Here is a 16,376-nt window from a genome sequence, read left to right as displayed (position 1 = left end):
ATTACGAAGCGTTGCGCGGTGGCCCCGAACGACGGCCTCGCGGTTTACCCTTATTACCACCACCGGAATTATGGCGGCGCCGGCGCTGAATAGGACGCGGCCGTCTTAAATCAGACAGTAACGCGTCGGGGTCGTATTTAGTAACCGGAATAGTATGGCCAATGTAGTCTTCAATAGCGGGTAAGTTGTAAACGTACTCTTCGCACGCCAGACTAATAGCAGCGCCACTGGCTCCTGCGCGCCCGGTACGACCGATACGGTGAACATAGTCTTCACAGTCATCGGGTAAGTCAAAGTTAAACACATGAGTGACTTCAGGAATATGCAGACCGCGCGCAGCGACATCGGTTGCGACTAAAAAGTCGAGCTTGCCTTCGGCAAAGTCTTCTAAAATACGTAAGCGCTTTTTCTGCGGCACATCGCCGGTTAGAAGACCCGCGCGGTGCTCGTTGGCAACCAGCCAGCCATGAACCTTCTCGCAACCGTGCTTAGTATTAGCGAAAACAATGGCTTTATCCGGCCAGTCTTCTTCAATCAGCGTAAGCAGTAACGGAAACTTTTCGGGTTTGGAAGGATAAAACAACTCTTCAGTAACACGAGTCGCGGTTTTTTGCGTCGGTTCAACTTCCAGTTTTGTCGGCGCGTTCATGTGCTCGTAAGCAAGTTCCTGGACGCGATAAGACAGCGTTGCAGAGAACAATAAGTTTAAGCGCTTGGTAGGCTCCGGCATTTTCTGCAGTAAATAACGAATGTCATCAATAAAGCCAAGATCAAACATACGATCAGCTTCGTCCAGTACCACTACTTCTATGTCGTTAAGGCCGAATAAACCTTGTTTATAAAAGTCGATAAGCCGACCGGTTGTGCCAACCAGGATATCGGGTTGTGCAGCCAGTTGCTCTTTTTGACCTTCATAGCCCTCGCCGCCGTAAATAACCCCCATTTTCAAACCACAATGCTCAATAAGGGGGCGTGCGTCGTCAGCAATCTGAATAGCCAATTCGCGAGTCGGAGCCATAATTAAAGCTCGTGGCCCGGATTCGGTTTTTTCGGACGATTCGTTCTGCATTAAGCGGTTGAAAGTAGCCAGCAGAAATGCCAAAGTTTTGCCTGTACCTGTCTGGGCTTGACCAGCAACATCGCGCTCAGATAGAGCGACGGGCAGACTTAACGCCTGAATTGGAGTACAATACTCAAATCCGGCACTGGATATTGCCTGCTGGATTTTGGGATGAAGCGCCAAATCAGCAAAGCGAGTTTCAGAAAGATGTGTTTTAGTCATAAGTTATAAGCATATCAGTTTGCGCTTGTATTCAAAAACAGAAATAATAGCAATCTAATATTTCCACGCGAAGAAAGTAGCGGAGAGTACCATGAGTGACGTAATAGTTCAGCTAAGTGATGACAGTTTTGATACGGATGTCATAAATTCCGATAAACCCGTATTAGTCGATTTTTGGGCTGAGTGGTGTGGTCCCTGTAAAATGGTAGCGCCTATCCTTGATGACATTGCTAGTGAATACGCTGACAAATTAGTTATTGGTAAGCTGAACGTTGACCATAATGAGCAGACACCCCCTAAATACAATATTCGTGGCATTCCAACGTTATTGTTATTTAAAGGCGGTGAAGTTGTTGGAACCAAAGTGGGCGCATTATCACGAGCTCAATTAACAGAGTTTTTAGACCAGCACGTTGAATGATTGTCAAAAAGCGGCGCGTTATGCGCCGTTTTTGTTGAGAAAACTGGACGAATCGTTTTTTTGGTGATAAATTCTGCTCATTAACTGTTCATGCGGGTTTGCCAAATCCACCGGTTAATCTGTTTTTAAATGAAACTTCTGTTTCTGGCTTCGCAGGTCGCGAATTCCGAAAGTTCCAATTGTTTTACTTTCTAGAGTCAAATTAAAAAAGGCTTTGTGTTCAATCGATAACTCGAAACCCCCCTATGAATCTAACAGAACTTAAAGATAAACCCGTAAACGAGCTAGTGCAGCTCGCGGACTCAATGGGTCTTGAAAATATGGCCCGCTTACGCAAGCAAGACATCATTTTTGCTATCTTAAAAGCGCATGCTAAAAGTGGTGAAGATATTCACGGTGGCGGTGTGCTGGAAATTTTGCAGGATGGCTTTGGCTTCTTGCGTTCAGCAGACTCCTCTTATTTGGCCGGCCCGGACGATATTTATGTTTCGCCCAGTCAAATTCGTCGCTTTAACCTGCGCACGGGTGATACTATCGGCGGGAAGATTCGCCCCCCGAAAGACAGCGAACGTTACTTTGCTCTCCTTAAAATTCGTGAAGTGAACTTCGACAAGCCTGAAAACTCCCGCAATAAAATCTTATTTGAAAACTTAACACCGCTGCATGCGGAAGAACGTTTTCACTTAGAGCGTGGAAACGGCAGTAAAGAAGATATCACGGCACGGGTGCTGGACTTATCGGCGCCAATAGGTAAAGGCCAGCGTGGTCTGATTGTTGCTCCGCCGAAAGCCGGTAAAACCTTGCTATTGCAGAATATCGCGACGTCTATCGCTGCGAACCACCCTGATGCAGAATTGATTGTTCTGTTGATTGACGAACGTCCGGAAGAAGTTACCGAGATGCATCGTCTGGTGCACGGTGAGGTGGTTGCTTCTACCTTTGATGAACCGGCCAGCCGCCACGTTCAGGTGGCAGAAATGGTTATCGAAAAGGCCAAGCGCTTGGTTGAGCACAAAAAGGATGTGGTCATTCTGCTTGACTCGATTACTCGTTTAGCGCGTGCTTATAACACCGTTATTCCAAGCTCAGGCAAAGTGTTAACCGGTGGTGTGGATGCCAACGCATTACATAAGCCTAAACGTTTCTTTGGTGCGGCGCGTAATGTGGAAGAAGGCGGTAGCTTAACCATTATTGCAACGGCACTTATCGATACTGGCTCGAAAATGGATGAAGTCATTTACGAAGAGTTTAAAGGTACCGGTAACATGGAACTGCATCTGAACCGTAAGTTGGCTGAACGCCGCGTGTTCCCGGCTATAGACTTTAATCGGTCCGGTACGCGTCGCGAAGAGTTGTTAACAACTCCAGACGAGCTTCAGAAAATGTGGATCCTGCGTAAAATCATGCATCCTATGGGCGAAGTTGAAGCCATGGAATTTTTGATCGATCGCCTGGTAATGACCAAAACCAATGACGAATTCTTCGAATCGATGAAACGTCAACGCAACAGTTAAGTGGCGTATGAAATATCAAGATCTGCGTGATTTCATTGCGCTCCTGGAGGAGCGCGGTGAACTTAAACGCATTCAACAGCCTATTGACCCCTACCTTGAAATTACTGAAATATCAGACCGCACATTAAAAGCAGAAGGCCCTGCCTTATTGTTTGAGAACGTGAAAGGTCATGATATGCCGGTGTTGGCAAACCTATTTGGTACACCGGATCGGGTGGCTTTAGGCATGGGGCAGGAATCGGTGACAGCGTTACGGGACGTGGGCAAATTGCTGGCGTTTTTAAAAGAACCTGAGCCACCGAAAGGGTTCCGTGACGCGCTAAATTTACTGCCAAAGTACAAAAAAGTACTGAGCATGTCGCCAAAAAGCATCAAAAAAGCGCCTTGTCAGCAAGTGATCATGAGTGGCAATGACGTCGACTTAACAAAATTACCCATTCAGCACTGCTGGCCGGGTGATGTTGCGCCATTAGTGACCTGGGGGCTTACGGTAACTCGCGGTCCGCATAAAGAGCGTCAGAACCTGGGCATTTATCGCCAGCAACTGTTAGGCCCCAATAAGTTGATTATGCGTTGGTTATCACACCGCGGTGGCGCGCTGGATTTCCAGGAGTGGTGTCAGCAGCATCCGGGTGAGAAATTTCCTGTGTCTGTAGCTTTAGGTGCCGACCCTGCAACCATTCTCGGTGCGGTAACACCGGTGCCGGACAGTTTGTCTGAATACGCTTTTGCCGGCTTGTTGCGTGACAGCAAAACCGAAGTGACGTCGTGTGTGAGTAATGACTTACAAGTACCGGCTCACGCAGAGATGATTCTTGAAGGTTATATTGAACCCGGGGAAATGGCGCCGGAAGGGCCTTATGGCGATCATACCGGTTACTATAATGAGGTCGACGAGTTTCCGGTATTTACGGTAACTCATATCACCCACCGTAAAGACCCAATTTATCACAGCACCTATACCGGGCGACCGCCAGATGAACCGGCTGTATTGGGTGTTGCGTTGAACGAAGTTTTTATTCCGTTGCTGCAAAAACAGTTTCCGGAAATTGTCGATTTTTATTTACCACCAGAAGGCTGTTCGTACCGTTTGGCCGTAGTGACTATGAAGAAGCAGTACCCCGGTCATGCAAAACGCGTGATGATGGGTGTCTGGTCCTTCTTGCGTCAGTTTATGTACACCAAGTTTGTGATTGTGTGCGACGACGACGTCAACGCGCGTGACTGGAAGGATGTTATCTGGGCCATGACGACCCGTATGGATCCGGCGCGCGATACGACCCTGGTTGAAAATACGCCGATTGATTACCTTGATTTTGCCTCACCGGTTTCCGGGCTGGGCTCAAAAATGGGAATGGATGCGACCAATAAGTGGCCGGGCGAAACCGACCGCGAATGGGGCGAACCTATTGTCATGAGTGACGAGGTTAAGCAACGTATTGACGATTTGTGGGATGAACTGAATATTATGGAGCCGTGAATGAGTCAACAGATGACCTGTAAAGCCGATGTATCACGTCAATTGGCGGATGCTGTTTGGGAAGTGCGTTTGCAACTGCCAAATCCGGTAGAATTTAAAGCCGGGCAGTACCTGATGGTGGTGATGGGTGAGCGAGATAAACGACCTTTCAGTATCGCCTCATGCCCTTCCAGTAAAAGTGAGTGGTTACTTCATATTGGTGCTACACCGGATAACAGCTACGCAATGGAAGTGTTGGATAAGGTGCGTGCCGACGGGGAGTTAGAAATCGATGCGCCGGATGGTATTGCTTATTATCGTCAGGAAAATACCCAGCCCGTAGTTTTAATTGCTGGTGGCACCGGGTTTTCTTACACCTATTCTATTTTACAGCAGCACTTACGGTTGTCACCAGAACGACCCTTAACACTTTACTGGGGCTCAAAAAGCTTAGCTGATCTTTATTTGCATGAAGAGTTAGAACGTTTAGCCGACGAGTATGAGCAGTTTGACTATCATCCGGTGGTTGAAGACGCATCTGGCAACTGGCCATATTCTATTGGTCTGGTGCATCATGCGGTAATGGCTCGCGAACAAAATTTAGCGGACTGTGAAATATACGCGGCCGGACGTTTTGAAATGGTACGGGTTATTCGCGACGACTTTGTTGCTAGAAATGTACCGTTAGAAAATCTTTACGGCGACGCTTTGTCGTTTATTTAATTTCTGAATTAAGAGAGTAACCGAAAGTAAATTTGTTTAATGAAAGAGCTGCGTTATACTGACGCCGCTTTACCAAGGGGTGCCGGCAACGGCTGAGATGCAATAGCGAACCCTTAAAACCTGATCCGGTTAATACTGGCGTAGGGATGGTAGAAAACCCGTCTAATACAGCCTTACCGGATCGTTTCTGACTTTGTTTTGAGGAAATGATCCATGAATAAAATTCATTCATATTTAGCCGCCAGCATAGCAATCGCGCTATCGGGTACAACCGCATTCGCTTATGCTGAGGCTGACACCGAAAACACAAAAGACATCGAAATTATTGAAGTGAGTGGTGACTTTCATCGCCGCACTTTAAATGAAACCACCAGCAGCGTTTCTATTATCGACAAAGACGCAATGCAACAGCGTCATTCTCAGCATTTACAAGATACCCTCAACAGCTTTGCCAATGTGAACTTTTCCGGTGGTACGTCAACAGCCCGCTTTATTCAAATTCGCGGTATTGGTGAGCGCTCGCAGTTTGTTGATCCGGTCACACCGTCAGTGGGGTTATTGATTGATGGCATTGATTACAGTGGGTTAGGCAGCGCAGCTTCGCTTTTCGATATTAATCAGGTAGAGGTTTTCCGGGGCCCACAAAGCGGGCGCTTCGGTGTGAATGCCATGGCGGGCTTATTGTTGCTGGACAGCACGGCACCAAGCAGCGATTTTAACGGTGAGTTTCAGTTGTCCGCAGGAAATTACTCCGAAGCGATGGGCGGTCTTGCTATGGGCGGAAACCTTGGGGTGTTAGGTAATGCCCGCTTCTCGGTGAGTCAGTTTCAGCAGGACGGTTACATGGAAAATACTTACCTGAACCGAGATGATACCGAACAGCGTGACGAATTAAGCGCTCGCTTTTTACTGGATACGGAATTGAATAAAGATTGGCTGCTGCAAACGGTGTTGCATTATAACGATGTCGATAACGGTTATGACGCCTTCAGTCTGGATAACACCCGCGAGACTTTATCAGATGAGCCGGGCTTTGACCGCATAGAAAGTCAGGCTCTGCGGTTGCAACTGAGCTACCTGGGTTTTGATAACAGCCGCGTGGAAATGTCGGTTAACCGTCTGGATGCCGATACCGGTTATGCCTTCGATGAAGACTGGACCTATGAAGGTATTGCTCCGGGCTGGGAATATTCCTCGTTTGATTCTTACTTTCGCGACCGTGATGATAAAACGGCCGAAGTTCGTTGGCTGTCGGATGAACCCGAAGCTTTGTTTGGCATTGAGAGTGAATGGGTGTTTGGTCTCTATTACTACGATAAATCGGTACAGTTGACCCGCGATTATTTTAACTGGGACTTGGGTCAGCCCAGTATTTTCCAGAGTGACTATGATAGCCAGCACACGGCAGTTTACGGTGAATTAACTCAGCATTGGAGCGAACGTGTCACTACTATAACGGGCTTACGGGCAGAGCGTTATAATAACGATTATCTGGACAGCCGCGATATTACTGAACAACCTGAAGATACTATGATCGGTGGTAATTTTAGCCTGCGCTATCAGGCATCTGACCAAAGCTATCTGTATGCAAGCGTCGCGCGTGGTTATAAAGCCGGTGGGGTTAACGGTGAAGCTTTGGGTAAAGCCGATGATAAGGGACTGGAAGAATTGGAAAGTTTTTTACTGGAACGTTCAACATTTGCGCCTGAAAAGCTCTGGAGTACCGAGTTTGGCGTTAAAGGCAGCAGCCAGGATGGTCGCTTAACCTCAAGAGTAAGCGCGTTTTATCATTGGCGGGACGATGTTCAGCTAAAAAGCTGGGTAAACCGCGATCAGTCTTTTGTCGGCTACATTGAAAACGCCGCTGAAGGCAACGGTTATGGCCTGGAAGTTGAAATTCGTAACCAGTTTACCGACGGCTTGACCTTTTTTGCTTCGGCCAGCTGGTTAAAAACCGAAATTGAAGGCTTTTTGACCGAAGACGGCATTGATATGACCGGACGCGAGCAGGCGCAGGCGCCCAATTATCAGTTTAATATTGGCTTTGAAGGCTGGTTAGGCGAGAACTTCCAGTGGGTAATTCAGGCTGATGGCAAAGATGAGTTCTATTTCTCCGATTCGCACAACCAAAAAGCTGACAGCATGGCGGTGTTGCATCTGGCGCTAAATTATCATTATCAGGACTGGCGCGTCAGTTTGTGGGGGCGTAATTTAACCGATGAAGACTATGAAATTCGTGGTTTTTACTTTGGTAATGACCCTCGTAAAGAGTACGTACCAGAAACCTATGTTCAATATGGTGAACCGCGCCGGTTTGGTATTACTGTCAGTAAATCGTTTTAAGGAGGGGATATATGCAAATCTCTGTCGAAATGTCGCTGTACCCACTAGCGGATAACTATTTAGAGACGATTCAAGATTTTATTGAGCGCTTAAATCAGCATTCAGAATTAACGGTTATAACCAACACTATGAGTACGCAAGTGTTTGGTGAAATGCAGGAGGTTATGCGCATTTTAGGCGAAGAAATGGAACGGCTTTATCAAAATGTGCCGGCTAATGTTTTGGTCTGTAAATTTATTAACAAAGACTTAAGGCCCGGTGATGCTTGAGTCCTGGCTTGAACAGCTGATGGTCAGTTCCCCCTGGGAGCTGACTGCTTTAATTCTGGCTCTCGGCTACCTGATACTGGCCGCGCATCAGCGACAATGGTGCTGGGCCGCTGCGGCGATCAGCTGTACTATTTATGCTGTGCTATTTTGGCAGGGCAGGCTGTATATGGAATCTGTGTTACAGGCCATATACATCGCTCTGGCAGGATACGGTTGGTGGCAGTGGCAGCGTCAGCAAAGCGCTGTTAGAGAGAGTCCCGACGGTGCAAAGTATTCGCTGCGGTGGCACCTTATGCAATGGGCGTGGCTGGTTCCTCTGGCTGCAGTTATTGCGTATCTGTTGTCGATTTATACAGATGCGAATGCCGTGTGGCTGGATACTTACACGACAGTATTCAGTTTGCTGGCCACTTGGCTGGTTACCAAAAAAGCCTACGAAACCTGGTGGTACTGGTTAGTCATAGACAGCGTTTATGTTTACCTGTATGCCAGCAAAGGCTTTGTTGCGACGGCATTGTTATTTGTGATTTATCTGATTCTGGTCATTTATGCGATGTGGCGCTGGCGTTATGACACTCAGTTGAAATCAGTGAGTGAAGCCGGGTGATTGGTCAACCACGCAAAGTACAGGTTTTAACTTCTGGCCAGTCTAACCAAACCTTACGGTTAATAACGGACACCCAAGACTATGTCTTAAAACGCTGGCAGCACCAGCGACTCTTTGCGGTTGACAGAGAGCTTGAAGTGACTGTGCAAAAGCAACTGGCAAAGAAAGCTCTTGCGCCGGAAATTATCGACTATCATTTAGAACAGGGTTGGCTTTTGCAGCCCTATTATGCAGCGCCGTCTTTGCAGCAAGTCACCTTATCCCCTTCAATTAAAGCCACCGTTTTGGCTGAAATGTTATCGAAAATTCATAGTACGCCTATTGATATTCCTGCTTGGTCTATGGCTGAACGGGTAGAGCATTATTTACAGCAGTTGCAGTTGGTGGACTCATCACTGGCAACAACGTTGCGCGAACAGTTGTTACCCATGAAGCCTCTTTTAGAGGACTGGCTTAGTTATCCTGTGCTGTGTCATAACGATTTGTCTATGAACCATATTCTAATGACCGACCCGATACGAGTAATTGACTGGGAGTATGCCGGTATTGGGCATCCACTGTTCGATATTGCCAGCACCATAAAAATTAATCAGCTCAGTCATGAAATGGCCGAACGTTTAATAGCGGACTACGAACAGCTGACTCACTATCAGATTGACCAGGCCCATTTGGCGCAATGGTGTGAGTTTGTAGAATGGCTGAATGAAGTATGGCAGCATTTGTTCCGACACGCCTCGTTAAAGTGAATTCATTGCTATGACTGATAAAAAATTGATGAACCGCGTTTACGGCTATTTAGCTGAAGACGAAGACGCGCGTGTGTGCAAAGACATTCCTGAATCTGCATGCAACGAACAACCGCGATCCTTTGTTCTGATGTTGTTATCGCTAATGCTGACTAAACTGGGTGACAGCCTTGTCAGTGCCCGCCTGGTCTTGCCCTGGATGCTGAGCTCACTGGGGGCGCCTGCAATGTTTATCAGCGCGCTGGTACCGCTACGGGAGTCACTGGCTTTATTACCCCAATTGTTCGTTGCTCAACAACTCCGGCAGCAGCCAGTGCGCAAATGGTTCTGGGTTGCAGGCAGTATAGGTCAGGCTCTGTCACTGCTCGCTGTGCTTTTTTCTGTTGCGACCTTTGATGGCTCCATGCTGGGCTGGTCGGTGATAATTTTGTTGGCAGTATTCAGTTTGTCGCGGGGTATCTGTTCCGTTGCTAACAAGGATGTGACTGGAAAAACGGTGTCTAAAACCCGTCGGGGGCGGTTGTCGGGCGTGGCCGCTTCAGCTGCTGGGTTGCTGACACTGCTAACCGCTTTAGTGATCATTTTTGCCCCTGATATGGGCGGCCAGAGAGGGCTGTTTGTTGGACTCTTAGGAATGGGTGTAGTGCTCTGGTTCGCGGCAGCTTTGCTCTATGCGGGTATCCCTGAGGTTGCTGGCGCAACCGAAGGCGGCGGCAATGCGTTAACCGAAGCATTAAAGTCAATGTCATTATTGTGGCGCAACCGACAATTTGGCCATTTTGTTGTTTCACGGGCGCTACTGGTGGCTGCCGCCTTCGCTATTCCTTATATCGTCGTTTTAATTCAGCGAGAGGGGGAGTCGCAGTTAACCAGTTTAGGTAGCTTAATGCTGGCCAGCGGACTGGCCGGTCTTCTCGCCGGGCGCTTTTGGGGGCGTTGGTCGGATTCAGCCAGCCATCGTGTTATGGCGGCCGCCTCGGTGATGTCGACGATAGTGATGGGCGTTGCCTTGGCGCTTTATTACTGGCTACCAGATGCCCTGGGAGTGCAGTGGGTTGCGGCGCTGATCTTGTTTAGTTCCGCTGTTGCTCATCACGGGGCTCGGGTTGGCAGAAAAACCTATCTGGTAGATATGGCAACGCACGACAACCGGGCACAACTGACGGCGGTATCGAATACTGTGATGGGTGTTGTCTTGTTAGCAGGGTTACTGCTCGGCTGGGTGGATGCTGTCTATGGTGTTGCCGCTGTTTTATGGGTATTAGCGGCTGTTGGCGTACTAGCCACTATAACGGCATTACGATTGCCAGACGTATCAGGCGACATATCTGGCTAACCGCGGTGTCTATTTCTATTTTCCCCGAATAACGGCGTAAAGACCAATAATGACCGCCGCCACACCACCAATTAAATACCAAATGGTGTTGTTGGTTGGCTCATTTGTCGCCATTTGTGACACTTCAGAGGCCAGTGACTGCGAAGCTTCATAAGAAAAATACAGCAAAATAACACCAACAACCAACAGAACAACACCTACGATACGAGTCATAACGTTTTCCTTTTATTGTGATAATAATTTATTAATATAAAGCAGCGGGAAAGAACTTCAAGCTTCCTTACTTATTTTTGAACTATGTCATCTGGTATATTTCCAAACCAAAAAATATCGTCAATTGTTAAGAGGCGGGTCAAATTTAAGATGACAATAACAAAAGTAAGGCAAAATTATGAGCAAAGCATCATTCAAGCTGGGGTATTTAGCGCTTTCACTGTCTGCAGCGTTAGCCATGCCGAACACCGTCTTAGCTCAACAAGCGGACGTTAATGCCGAATCCGATGAGTCGATGGAGCGTATCGTAACACTAGGCTCACGAGTAAACGGTCGCACCGCAACGGAGTCGGCATCGCCTATTGACATTATTTCTTCGGAACAGCTGGTTAAAACAGGGGCGACAGAATTAGGTAAAGCTTTGCAAATGAGTGCGCCTTCTTTTAACTTTTCCAGCACGACCATTTCTGATGGTTCGGACATTATTCGTCCAGCGACACTGCGCGGACTCAACCCCGATCAGGTTTTGGTGTTGGTTAATGGCAAGCGGCGGCATCAGCAGGCGTTGGTAAATGTTCAGGAAACTATTGGTAAAGGTTCTGCTGGTTACGACATCAATGCTATTCCTATTACAGCTGTGGCGCGTGTTGAAATTTTGCGTGACGGAGCTGCTGCTCAATATGGTTCTGACGCTATAGCCGGAGTTATCAATATCACCCTGAAAAGCTCCGACGGTGGCAGTGTTTCAGCTGAAATAGGCCAAACCTACGAAGGGGACGGAGAAGTCAATACCCTGGGTCTTAACTACGGTGTAACATCGAAAAACGGGTACTTTAACGGCACGCTGGAATATCGTGACCGTGGTAAGACAAACCGGGCGTCGCCGGCCGAAGCGTCGTTAATCGGTGACTGGTTGTCATCCGACGGAGAGCCTGTCGTTAGACTGCATATTGGTGATGCTGATTCAGAAAACTTATATGCCTGGTTTAATTCGGGCTATAACCTAGGCTCAACCACCGAACTTTATGCTTTTGGTGGTGTTTCCAGCCGTGATGGCGAGTCGTCTGGCTTTTTCCGCGGTCGCGGCCATCCAAGAACCATCGAAGCGATTTACCCCGATGGTTTTTTACCCACATTAGAAACTGAAGCGGATGATCAATCTCTTGCTGTCGGTATTCGCGGTGACTTGCCCAATGCCTGGTTGTGGGATGCCAGTGTCGTGTACGGGAAGAATGAGTTTGGTTTTAATTCCTCGAATTCAGCTAACGTAAGCTGGTATTACGAACCACGCCAAGAGGGCGGAATTTTCGGTGAAACACCGACGTCAGCCTTTGCTGGTGAGTTGGTTTTTGAACAAACCACATTCAACTTAGACTTTAACGGGACGGTTGATGTTGCTAACGAACTGCTTTATTTAGCGGTGGGTTTAGAAATGCGTCGGGATGGCTATGAAATTAACCCGGGCGACCCGGTGTCCTGGGCTTATGGTCGGGCAAATGATCCCAGCGTTGAAATTTTAACCCCATCGGGAGCGGGCGCTGAAGCCGGCATACAAGGTTTTCCTGGCTTTAGTCCAAGCCAGGCTGTAGATGCTGACCGTGACAGCTATGGTGTTTATGCGGATGCCGAATATTACGTTACTCCTGACTTCTTGTTAGCCGGGGCGATACGTTATGAAGACTACGATATTGCAGGCGATAATATCTCTGGTAAGTTATCGGCGCGTTATGATGTTAACAGCGACTTTTCTCTGCGTGGTACGGTGTCGACAGGTTTCCGCGCACCAGGGGTGCAACAAATCTACTACAGTCAGGTCTCGACTAACATCGTTAACGGCACCTTGGTGGAAACTGGAACCATTGCTAATAACGATGAAGTAGCACGCCAATTTGGTATTAACGAACTGGAAGAAGAAACATCTGAAAGTCTGAGTTTAGGTCTAATTAAGCGCTTTGACAGTGGCTTTGATCTGACTATGGACTTCTATCAAATTAATATTGATGATCGGATTGTTTTGTCGGAATCACTGACTGCCGATGTAGGCGCAGAATTTGGGCAAATCCTGGAAGATAATAATCTGGGAGCTGCGCAGTTCTTTACTAACTCGGTAAATACTAAAACTACGGGTCTGGATATTATTGCGTCTTACCCGACAGAACTTCTGGATGGCAGCCTGAACTTAACCGCTGCTATGAGCTTTATGAATACAGAGGTAGATCAGGTTAATTCTGTGTCGTCATTAATTCCGGGAGAGAAAATCTTTAACGATACTCAGGTTCTTCGTCTTGAAGAAGGTCAACCCAGCGAAAAAGCTACCTTAAGTGGTGACTGGACGCGCGATGCCTGGAGCGCCAACGTAGCCTTTAATTATTTTGGTGCGGTTGAAGGACAAGCTTTTACAGGCGTTCGTCATGAATGGGGCGCTAAGTGGCTAACGGATCTCTCGGTTGGTTATGACTTTACCGATAGCCTGAATGTGCGCATTGGTGCAAATAATCTGTTTGATACATACCCCGATAAATGGGGCAGTGCCGGTTCACCATTTTCTGACGCTGGCTTTGAATACGGTTGGGAAACCTTCCCGTTCGGCATTAACGGTGGTTATTACTACGCCCGGTTGAACTACACGTTCTAACCATCATTGGCATAAAAAAGCGCCCCAATAACTTGGGGCGCTTTTGTCGTTACTTAAAGGGAAAATTAAGCCGTGAAAATTAATCACCCATGTAAGAAGTCAGCATCCAGGCGGTTTTTTCCTGCTCTTTGATATAATCACTCATTAACGCGTTAGTACCTTCATCGCCAGCTTCGTCAGACAGCTCAAGAATCTGACGCTGTAAACGAATGGTTGTCTGGTAGCTGTCCAGAATATTTGCAACGCAGGCACGTCCTTCGTGCACATCTTTTACTTCTTCAATTTCGCTGTTCTTAATGTAAGTTGAGTAAGCGTGCTGTGGGCGCTGACCTAAGGTCAGAATACGCTCTGCAATTTCATCAATTTTCAGTAACAGGTCATCGTAAGTTTCTTCAAATTTAGCGTGTAATTCAAAAAAATGTTCACCTTTAATATTCCAGTGAAAGCCGCGAACATTCATGTAGAACATTTGATAATTTGAAAGTAACTCATTGAGTTTATCGCCAAGTTGCTCTGCTTTTTTCTGGTCTAAACCAATTACGCTTAACTGTTTCATAGAAATCTCCTCTGTCATTGATATCCCCCAATCATAGTTGAATCATAGAGTTAAAGAAAGCGATGAAAACCGATAAAACTGACAGTCAAAGGCGATAGCTGTCAGTTAATGCTTACATAAAAAATAGGGGGAGTTGTGAGTTAAATCAATTCAGGCTTTCAACTTTACCGTCGCGGATATGCTTTTCACCGCGGGCTTTAGCCAATTGAATTTGGCGCTCGCGTTCGGCAAAACGCTCTTTTTGTTCGCTAGAGGTTTGGTCGTAGCAATGAGGGCAGCTTACCCCTTTTTGGTAGTGTTCTGACCGCATTTCTTCCTGGGTTATTGGCATCCGACAGGCGTAGCACTGATCGTATTCACCAGGCTCCAGACCGTGTTTAACTGTTACGCGTTGATCAAAGACAAAGCATTCGCCATTCCAGCGGCTGTTGTCTTCCGGCATCATTTCCAGGTATTTCAGAATTCCGCCTTTTAGGTGATAAACCTCGTCAAACCCCTGCTCTTTTAAGTAGGCTGTTGATTTTTCACAACGAATACCACCCGTACAGAACATCGCCACTTTTTTATGTTTCTGCGGGTTCAGGTGTTCTTTTACGTACTCCGGAAATTCACGGAAGGTATCGGTTTTTGGGTTAATCGCCCCTTCAAAGGTACCTACGGCGTACTCGTACTCGTTACGAGTATCAATGACCAAAACTTCAGGATCGGCAATAAGGTCGTTCCATTTTTCCGGATCCACGTAAGTGCCAACCGAGCTTTTTGGGTCAACCCAGTCTACGCCTAAGGTTACAATTTCTTTTTTCAGTTTTACTTTGGTACGGTAAAACGCTTGTTCGTCGCTGGGGGATTCTTTGTGTTCAATGTCCGCAAAACGTTCATCGGAGCGGAGGTAATCCAACACATTATCAATGCCTTCGCGAGTACCGCAAATGGTCCCGTTAATGCCCTCACGGGCTAACAGCAAAGTGCCTTTTACATCGTTTGTAATTAGCGTTTGATAAAGTGGTTGACGAAGCTCTTTATAGTCATTGAGCTCAACAAATTTATACAATGCCGCACAAATATACATATTATGTTACCTTTTTCAGCGGTTCGGAACGTAAATCCGAGGCCTTTATTTAAAATCGCGCGGATTATACCGTTTTGGCCGCAACAAGCGCAAATAAGCAATTCAGAGTGTTGTCACAACCACAACGTTTTGATCAATTATTCCGGCTTATCATTACCTTGTTGTCCCTGTGCTTGTTTTGGGTCGCGCTTGAGGCGTTTGTCCCAGCGTTGTCGAGCGTAACGACGTAAGCTGGCAATGCTATCGGTTTCATCCATGATAGGCGTACCCAGTATGGTTTCAATAATATCCTCCAGAGTAATAAGTCCCAGCCAGCTGCCATGCTCATCGTAAACCAGGGCCATGTGTTGTCGCTCTTTTATGAGATGGCTCATCAAGGCTTCAACGCTGACGGTTTCAGTGACAATTTCAACCGGCCGGACAATGTCTTTCAGTAAGTCGGCCTCGTCAGCATCAAGCACGTCACTGCGAAAAACGATGCCTTGAGGCTCTTCATCGTTGTCAATAACCGGGTAACGGGAAAAAGGCAGCTCCCGAATCCTTTCGCTAACCTCGCTCATATTTAAATCAGGTCGTATCGATTCGCAGACCGTTCGCGGCGTCATGACCTGACGAACCCTAATTTCATGTAAATCCAGAATATTTAAAATGACCCGACGCTCGTCATCATCTAAGGCATTTTCTTCGTGACCGATGGTGGCCATGGCTTTAATTTCAGAACGGACATCAATGTCGGCTTCTTCACTGCCGATACGCTTTGTGATTTGATCAGACAGCCAGACAAAGGGTTTAAGCGATAAAATCAAAAAGTTCAATATGAGCGGTAACACAGGGGCAATGGGACGCCAGAATTTGGCACCAATAGTTTTCGGAATAATTTCTGAAAGGATAAGAATAAGCAGTGTCATTACGGCTGAGGCGATACCCAGATAACCGTCACCAAAAACAATTCCAACCTGGGCACCAACACCGGCAGCACCCGCCGTATGAGCGATGGTGTTAAGCGTTAAAATAGCAGCCAGTGGCTTATCGATAGAATCTTTTAATTTTCGCAATTGTTGGTGAGTTTTAGGTCGGCTTTCTTTTAATTGCGCAATGTAGCTGGGTGTTACTGACAAAATAGCCGCTTCTAAAACCGAGCAAACAAAAGATACACCTATAGCGATAACAGCAAAAACAATCAGTAGGAACATTGGTACCTTT

General features: G+C 47.0%; 15 protein-coding genes and 1 riboswitch. Of the genes, 10 read left to right on the top strand and 5 right to left on the bottom strand.

Going from position 1 to position 16,376, the window contains the following annotated elements:
* Window position 1: 1 nt before the first annotated feature.
* Window positions 2-1,282: an ATP-dependent RNA helicase RhlB gene (gene rhlB / locus L8G48_RS08985; RefSeq protein ID WP_248264274.1), complete on the bottom strand. Its 1,281-nt coding sequence runs from the start codon at window positions 1,280-1,282 to the stop codon at window positions 2-4.
* 91 nt (window positions 1,283-1,373) lie between these two features.
* Between rhlB and trxA the strand changes: the two genes are divergently transcribed.
* The 9 genes from trxA to L8G48_RS08940 all read left to right on the top strand — a co-directional run bounded on the left by trxA (window position 1,374) and on the right by L8G48_RS08940 (window position 10,700).
* A complete protein-coding gene (trxA, locus tag L8G48_RS08980) occupies window positions 1,374-1,703 on the top strand; it encodes a thioredoxin TrxA (protein WP_248264273.1) in 330 nt (109 codons plus the stop codon).
* 245 nt (window positions 1,704-1,948) lie between these two features.
* Window positions 1,949-3,217, top strand: coding sequence for a transcription termination factor Rho (gene rho, locus L8G48_RS08975; protein WP_248264272.1), 1,269 nt, complete (start codon window positions 1,949-1,951; stop codon window positions 3,215-3,217).
* A gap of 7 nt (window positions 3,218-3,224) precedes the next feature.
* On the top strand, window positions 3,225-4,697 hold the full coding sequence (gene ubiD, locus L8G48_RS08970; RefSeq protein ID WP_248264271.1) for a 4-hydroxy-3-polyprenylbenzoate decarboxylase: 1,473 nt from the start codon (window positions 3,225-3,227) through the stop codon (window positions 4,695-4,697).
* Window positions 4,698-5,399, top strand: a complete 702-nt coding sequence (gene fre, locus L8G48_RS08965; RefSeq protein ID WP_248264270.1) for an NAD(P)H-flavin reductase — start codon at window positions 4,698-4,700, stop codon at window positions 5,397-5,399.
* 65 nt (window positions 5,400-5,464) lie between these two features.
* Window positions 5,465-5,563, top strand: a riboswitch (TPP riboswitch).
* Window positions 5,564-5,612: 49 nt separating this feature from the next.
* Window positions 5,613-7,742, top strand: coding sequence for a TonB-dependent receptor (locus L8G48_RS08960; RefSeq protein ID WP_248264269.1), 2,130 nt, complete (start codon window positions 5,613-5,615; stop codon window positions 7,740-7,742).
* Between the two features lie 11 nt (window positions 7,743-7,753).
* Entirely contained in the window at window positions 7,754-8,011 is a 258-nt protein-coding gene (locus L8G48_RS08955; RefSeq protein ID WP_248264268.1) for a YkoF family thiamine/hydroxymethylpyrimidine-binding protein, read from the top strand.
* Window positions 8,004-8,618: a nicotinamide riboside transporter PnuC gene (pnuC, locus tag L8G48_RS08950; protein ID WP_248264267.1), complete on the top strand. Its 615-nt coding sequence runs from the start codon at window positions 8,004-8,006 to the stop codon at window positions 8,616-8,618. The genes L8G48_RS08955 and pnuC overlap by 8 nt, the downstream gene beginning before the upstream one ends.
* On the top strand, window positions 8,615-9,364 hold the full coding sequence (locus tag L8G48_RS08945; RefSeq protein WP_248264266.1) for a phosphotransferase: 750 nt from the start codon (window positions 8,615-8,617) through the stop codon (window positions 9,362-9,364). Before pnuC ends, L8G48_RS08945 begins: the two co-directional genes overlap by 4 nt.
* 10 nt (window positions 9,365-9,374) lie before the next feature.
* Window positions 9,375-10,700, top strand: coding sequence for an MFS transporter (locus tag L8G48_RS08940; RefSeq protein ID WP_248264265.1), 1,326 nt, complete (start codon window positions 9,375-9,377; stop codon window positions 10,698-10,700).
* Window positions 10,701-10,715: 15 nt separating this feature from the next.
* Here L8G48_RS08940 and L8G48_RS08935 read toward each other — a convergent pair whose 3' ends face one another.
* The gene (locus L8G48_RS08935; RefSeq protein WP_248264264.1) at window positions 10,716-10,913 is read right to left on the bottom strand and encodes a DUF3185 family protein; all 198 of its coding nucleotides are present in this window, start codon (window positions 10,911-10,913) and stop codon (window positions 10,716-10,718) included.
* Window positions 10,914-11,091: 178 nt separating this feature from the next.
* Here L8G48_RS08935 and L8G48_RS08930 point away from each other — a divergent pair, with 178 nt between their 5' ends.
* On the top strand, window positions 11,092-13,548 hold the full coding sequence (locus L8G48_RS08930; protein ID WP_248264263.1) for a TonB-dependent receptor plug domain-containing protein: 2,457 nt from the start codon (window positions 11,092-11,094) through the stop codon (window positions 13,546-13,548).
* Window positions 13,549-13,627: 79 nt separating this feature from the next.
* Here L8G48_RS08930 and L8G48_RS08925 read toward each other — a convergent pair whose 3' ends face one another.
* The 3 genes from L8G48_RS08925 to L8G48_RS08915 all read right to left on the bottom strand — a co-directional run bounded on the left by L8G48_RS08925 (window position 13,628) and on the right by L8G48_RS08915 (window position 16,366).
* A complete protein-coding gene (locus L8G48_RS08925) occupies window positions 13,628-14,104 on the bottom strand; it encodes a Dps family protein (RefSeq protein ID WP_248264262.1) in 477 nt (158 codons plus the stop codon).
* A gap of 145 nt (window positions 14,105-14,249) precedes the next feature.
* Window positions 14,250-15,173, bottom strand: coding sequence for an oxygen-dependent tRNA uridine(34) hydroxylase TrhO (gene trhO / locus L8G48_RS08920; protein WP_248264261.1), 924 nt, complete (start codon window positions 15,171-15,173; stop codon window positions 14,250-14,252).
* A gap of 137 nt (window positions 15,174-15,310) precedes the next feature.
* Window positions 15,311-16,366 (bottom strand): CNNM domain-containing protein, encoded by a 1,056-nt coding sequence (locus L8G48_RS08915; RefSeq protein ID WP_248264260.1) that lies wholly within the window; start codon window positions 16,364-16,366, stop codon window positions 15,311-15,313.
* Between the last annotated feature and the right edge of the window lie 10 nt (window positions 16,367-16,376).

This window comes from Idiomarina aminovorans, assembly GCF_023155095.1.
GTDB classification, from domain to species: Bacteria; Pseudomonadota; Gammaproteobacteria; order Enterobacterales; family Alteromonadaceae; genus Idiomarina; species Idiomarina aminovorans.
The sequence above is the reverse complement of the archived record's forward strand: the minus strand, read 5'-3'. Positions and strand labels throughout refer to the sequence as shown.

Excerpts from the sequence above, each read along its gene's own strand:
- L8G48_RS08930 (WP_248264263.1), top strand. The coding sequence starts at position 11,092 with ATGAGCAAAGCATCATTCAAGCTGGGGTATTTAGCGCTTTCACTGTCT.
- rho (WP_248264272.1), top strand. The coding sequence starts at position 1,949 with ATGAATCTAACAGAACTTAAAGATAAACCCGTAAACGAGCTAGTGCAG.
- pnuC (WP_248264267.1), top strand. The coding sequence starts at position 8,004 with ATGCTTGAGTCCTGGCTTGAACAGCTGATGGTCAGTTCCCCCTGGGAG.
- fre (WP_248264270.1), top strand. The coding sequence starts at position 4,698 with ATGAGTCAACAGATGACCTGTAAAGCCGATGTATCACGTCAATTGGCG.
- L8G48_RS08955 (WP_248264268.1), top strand. The coding sequence starts at position 7,754 with ATGCAAATCTCTGTCGAAATGTCGCTGTACCCACTAGCGGATAACTAT.
- rhlB (WP_248264274.1), bottom strand. The coding sequence starts at position 1,282 with ATGACTAAAACACATCTTTCTGAAACTCGCTTTGCTGATTTGGCGCTT.
- trhO (WP_248264261.1), bottom strand. The coding sequence starts at position 15,173 with ATGTATATTTGTGCGGCATTGTATAAATTTGTTGAGCTCAATGACTAT.
- L8G48_RS08925 (WP_248264262.1), bottom strand. The coding sequence starts at position 14,104 with ATGAAACAGTTAAGCGTAATTGGTTTAGACCAGAAAAAAGCAGAGCAA.
- L8G48_RS08960 (WP_248264269.1), top strand. The coding sequence starts at position 5,613 with ATGAATAAAATTCATTCATATTTAGCCGCCAGCATAGCAATCGCGCTA.
- trxA (WP_248264273.1), top strand. The coding sequence starts at position 1,374 with ATGAGTGACGTAATAGTTCAGCTAAGTGATGACAGTTTTGATACGGAT.
- L8G48_RS08935 (WP_248264264.1), bottom strand. The coding sequence starts at position 10,913 with ATGACTCGTATCGTAGGTGTTGTTCTGTTGGTTGTTGGTGTTATTTTG.
- L8G48_RS08915 (WP_248264260.1), bottom strand. The coding sequence starts at position 16,366 with ATGTTCCTACTGATTGTTTTTGCTGTTATCGCTATAGGTGTATCTTTT.
- L8G48_RS08940 (WP_248264265.1), top strand. The coding sequence starts at position 9,375 with ATGACTGATAAAAAATTGATGAACCGCGTTTACGGCTATTTAGCTGAA.
- ubiD (WP_248264271.1), top strand. The coding sequence starts at position 3,225 with ATGAAATATCAAGATCTGCGTGATTTCATTGCGCTCCTGGAGGAGCGC.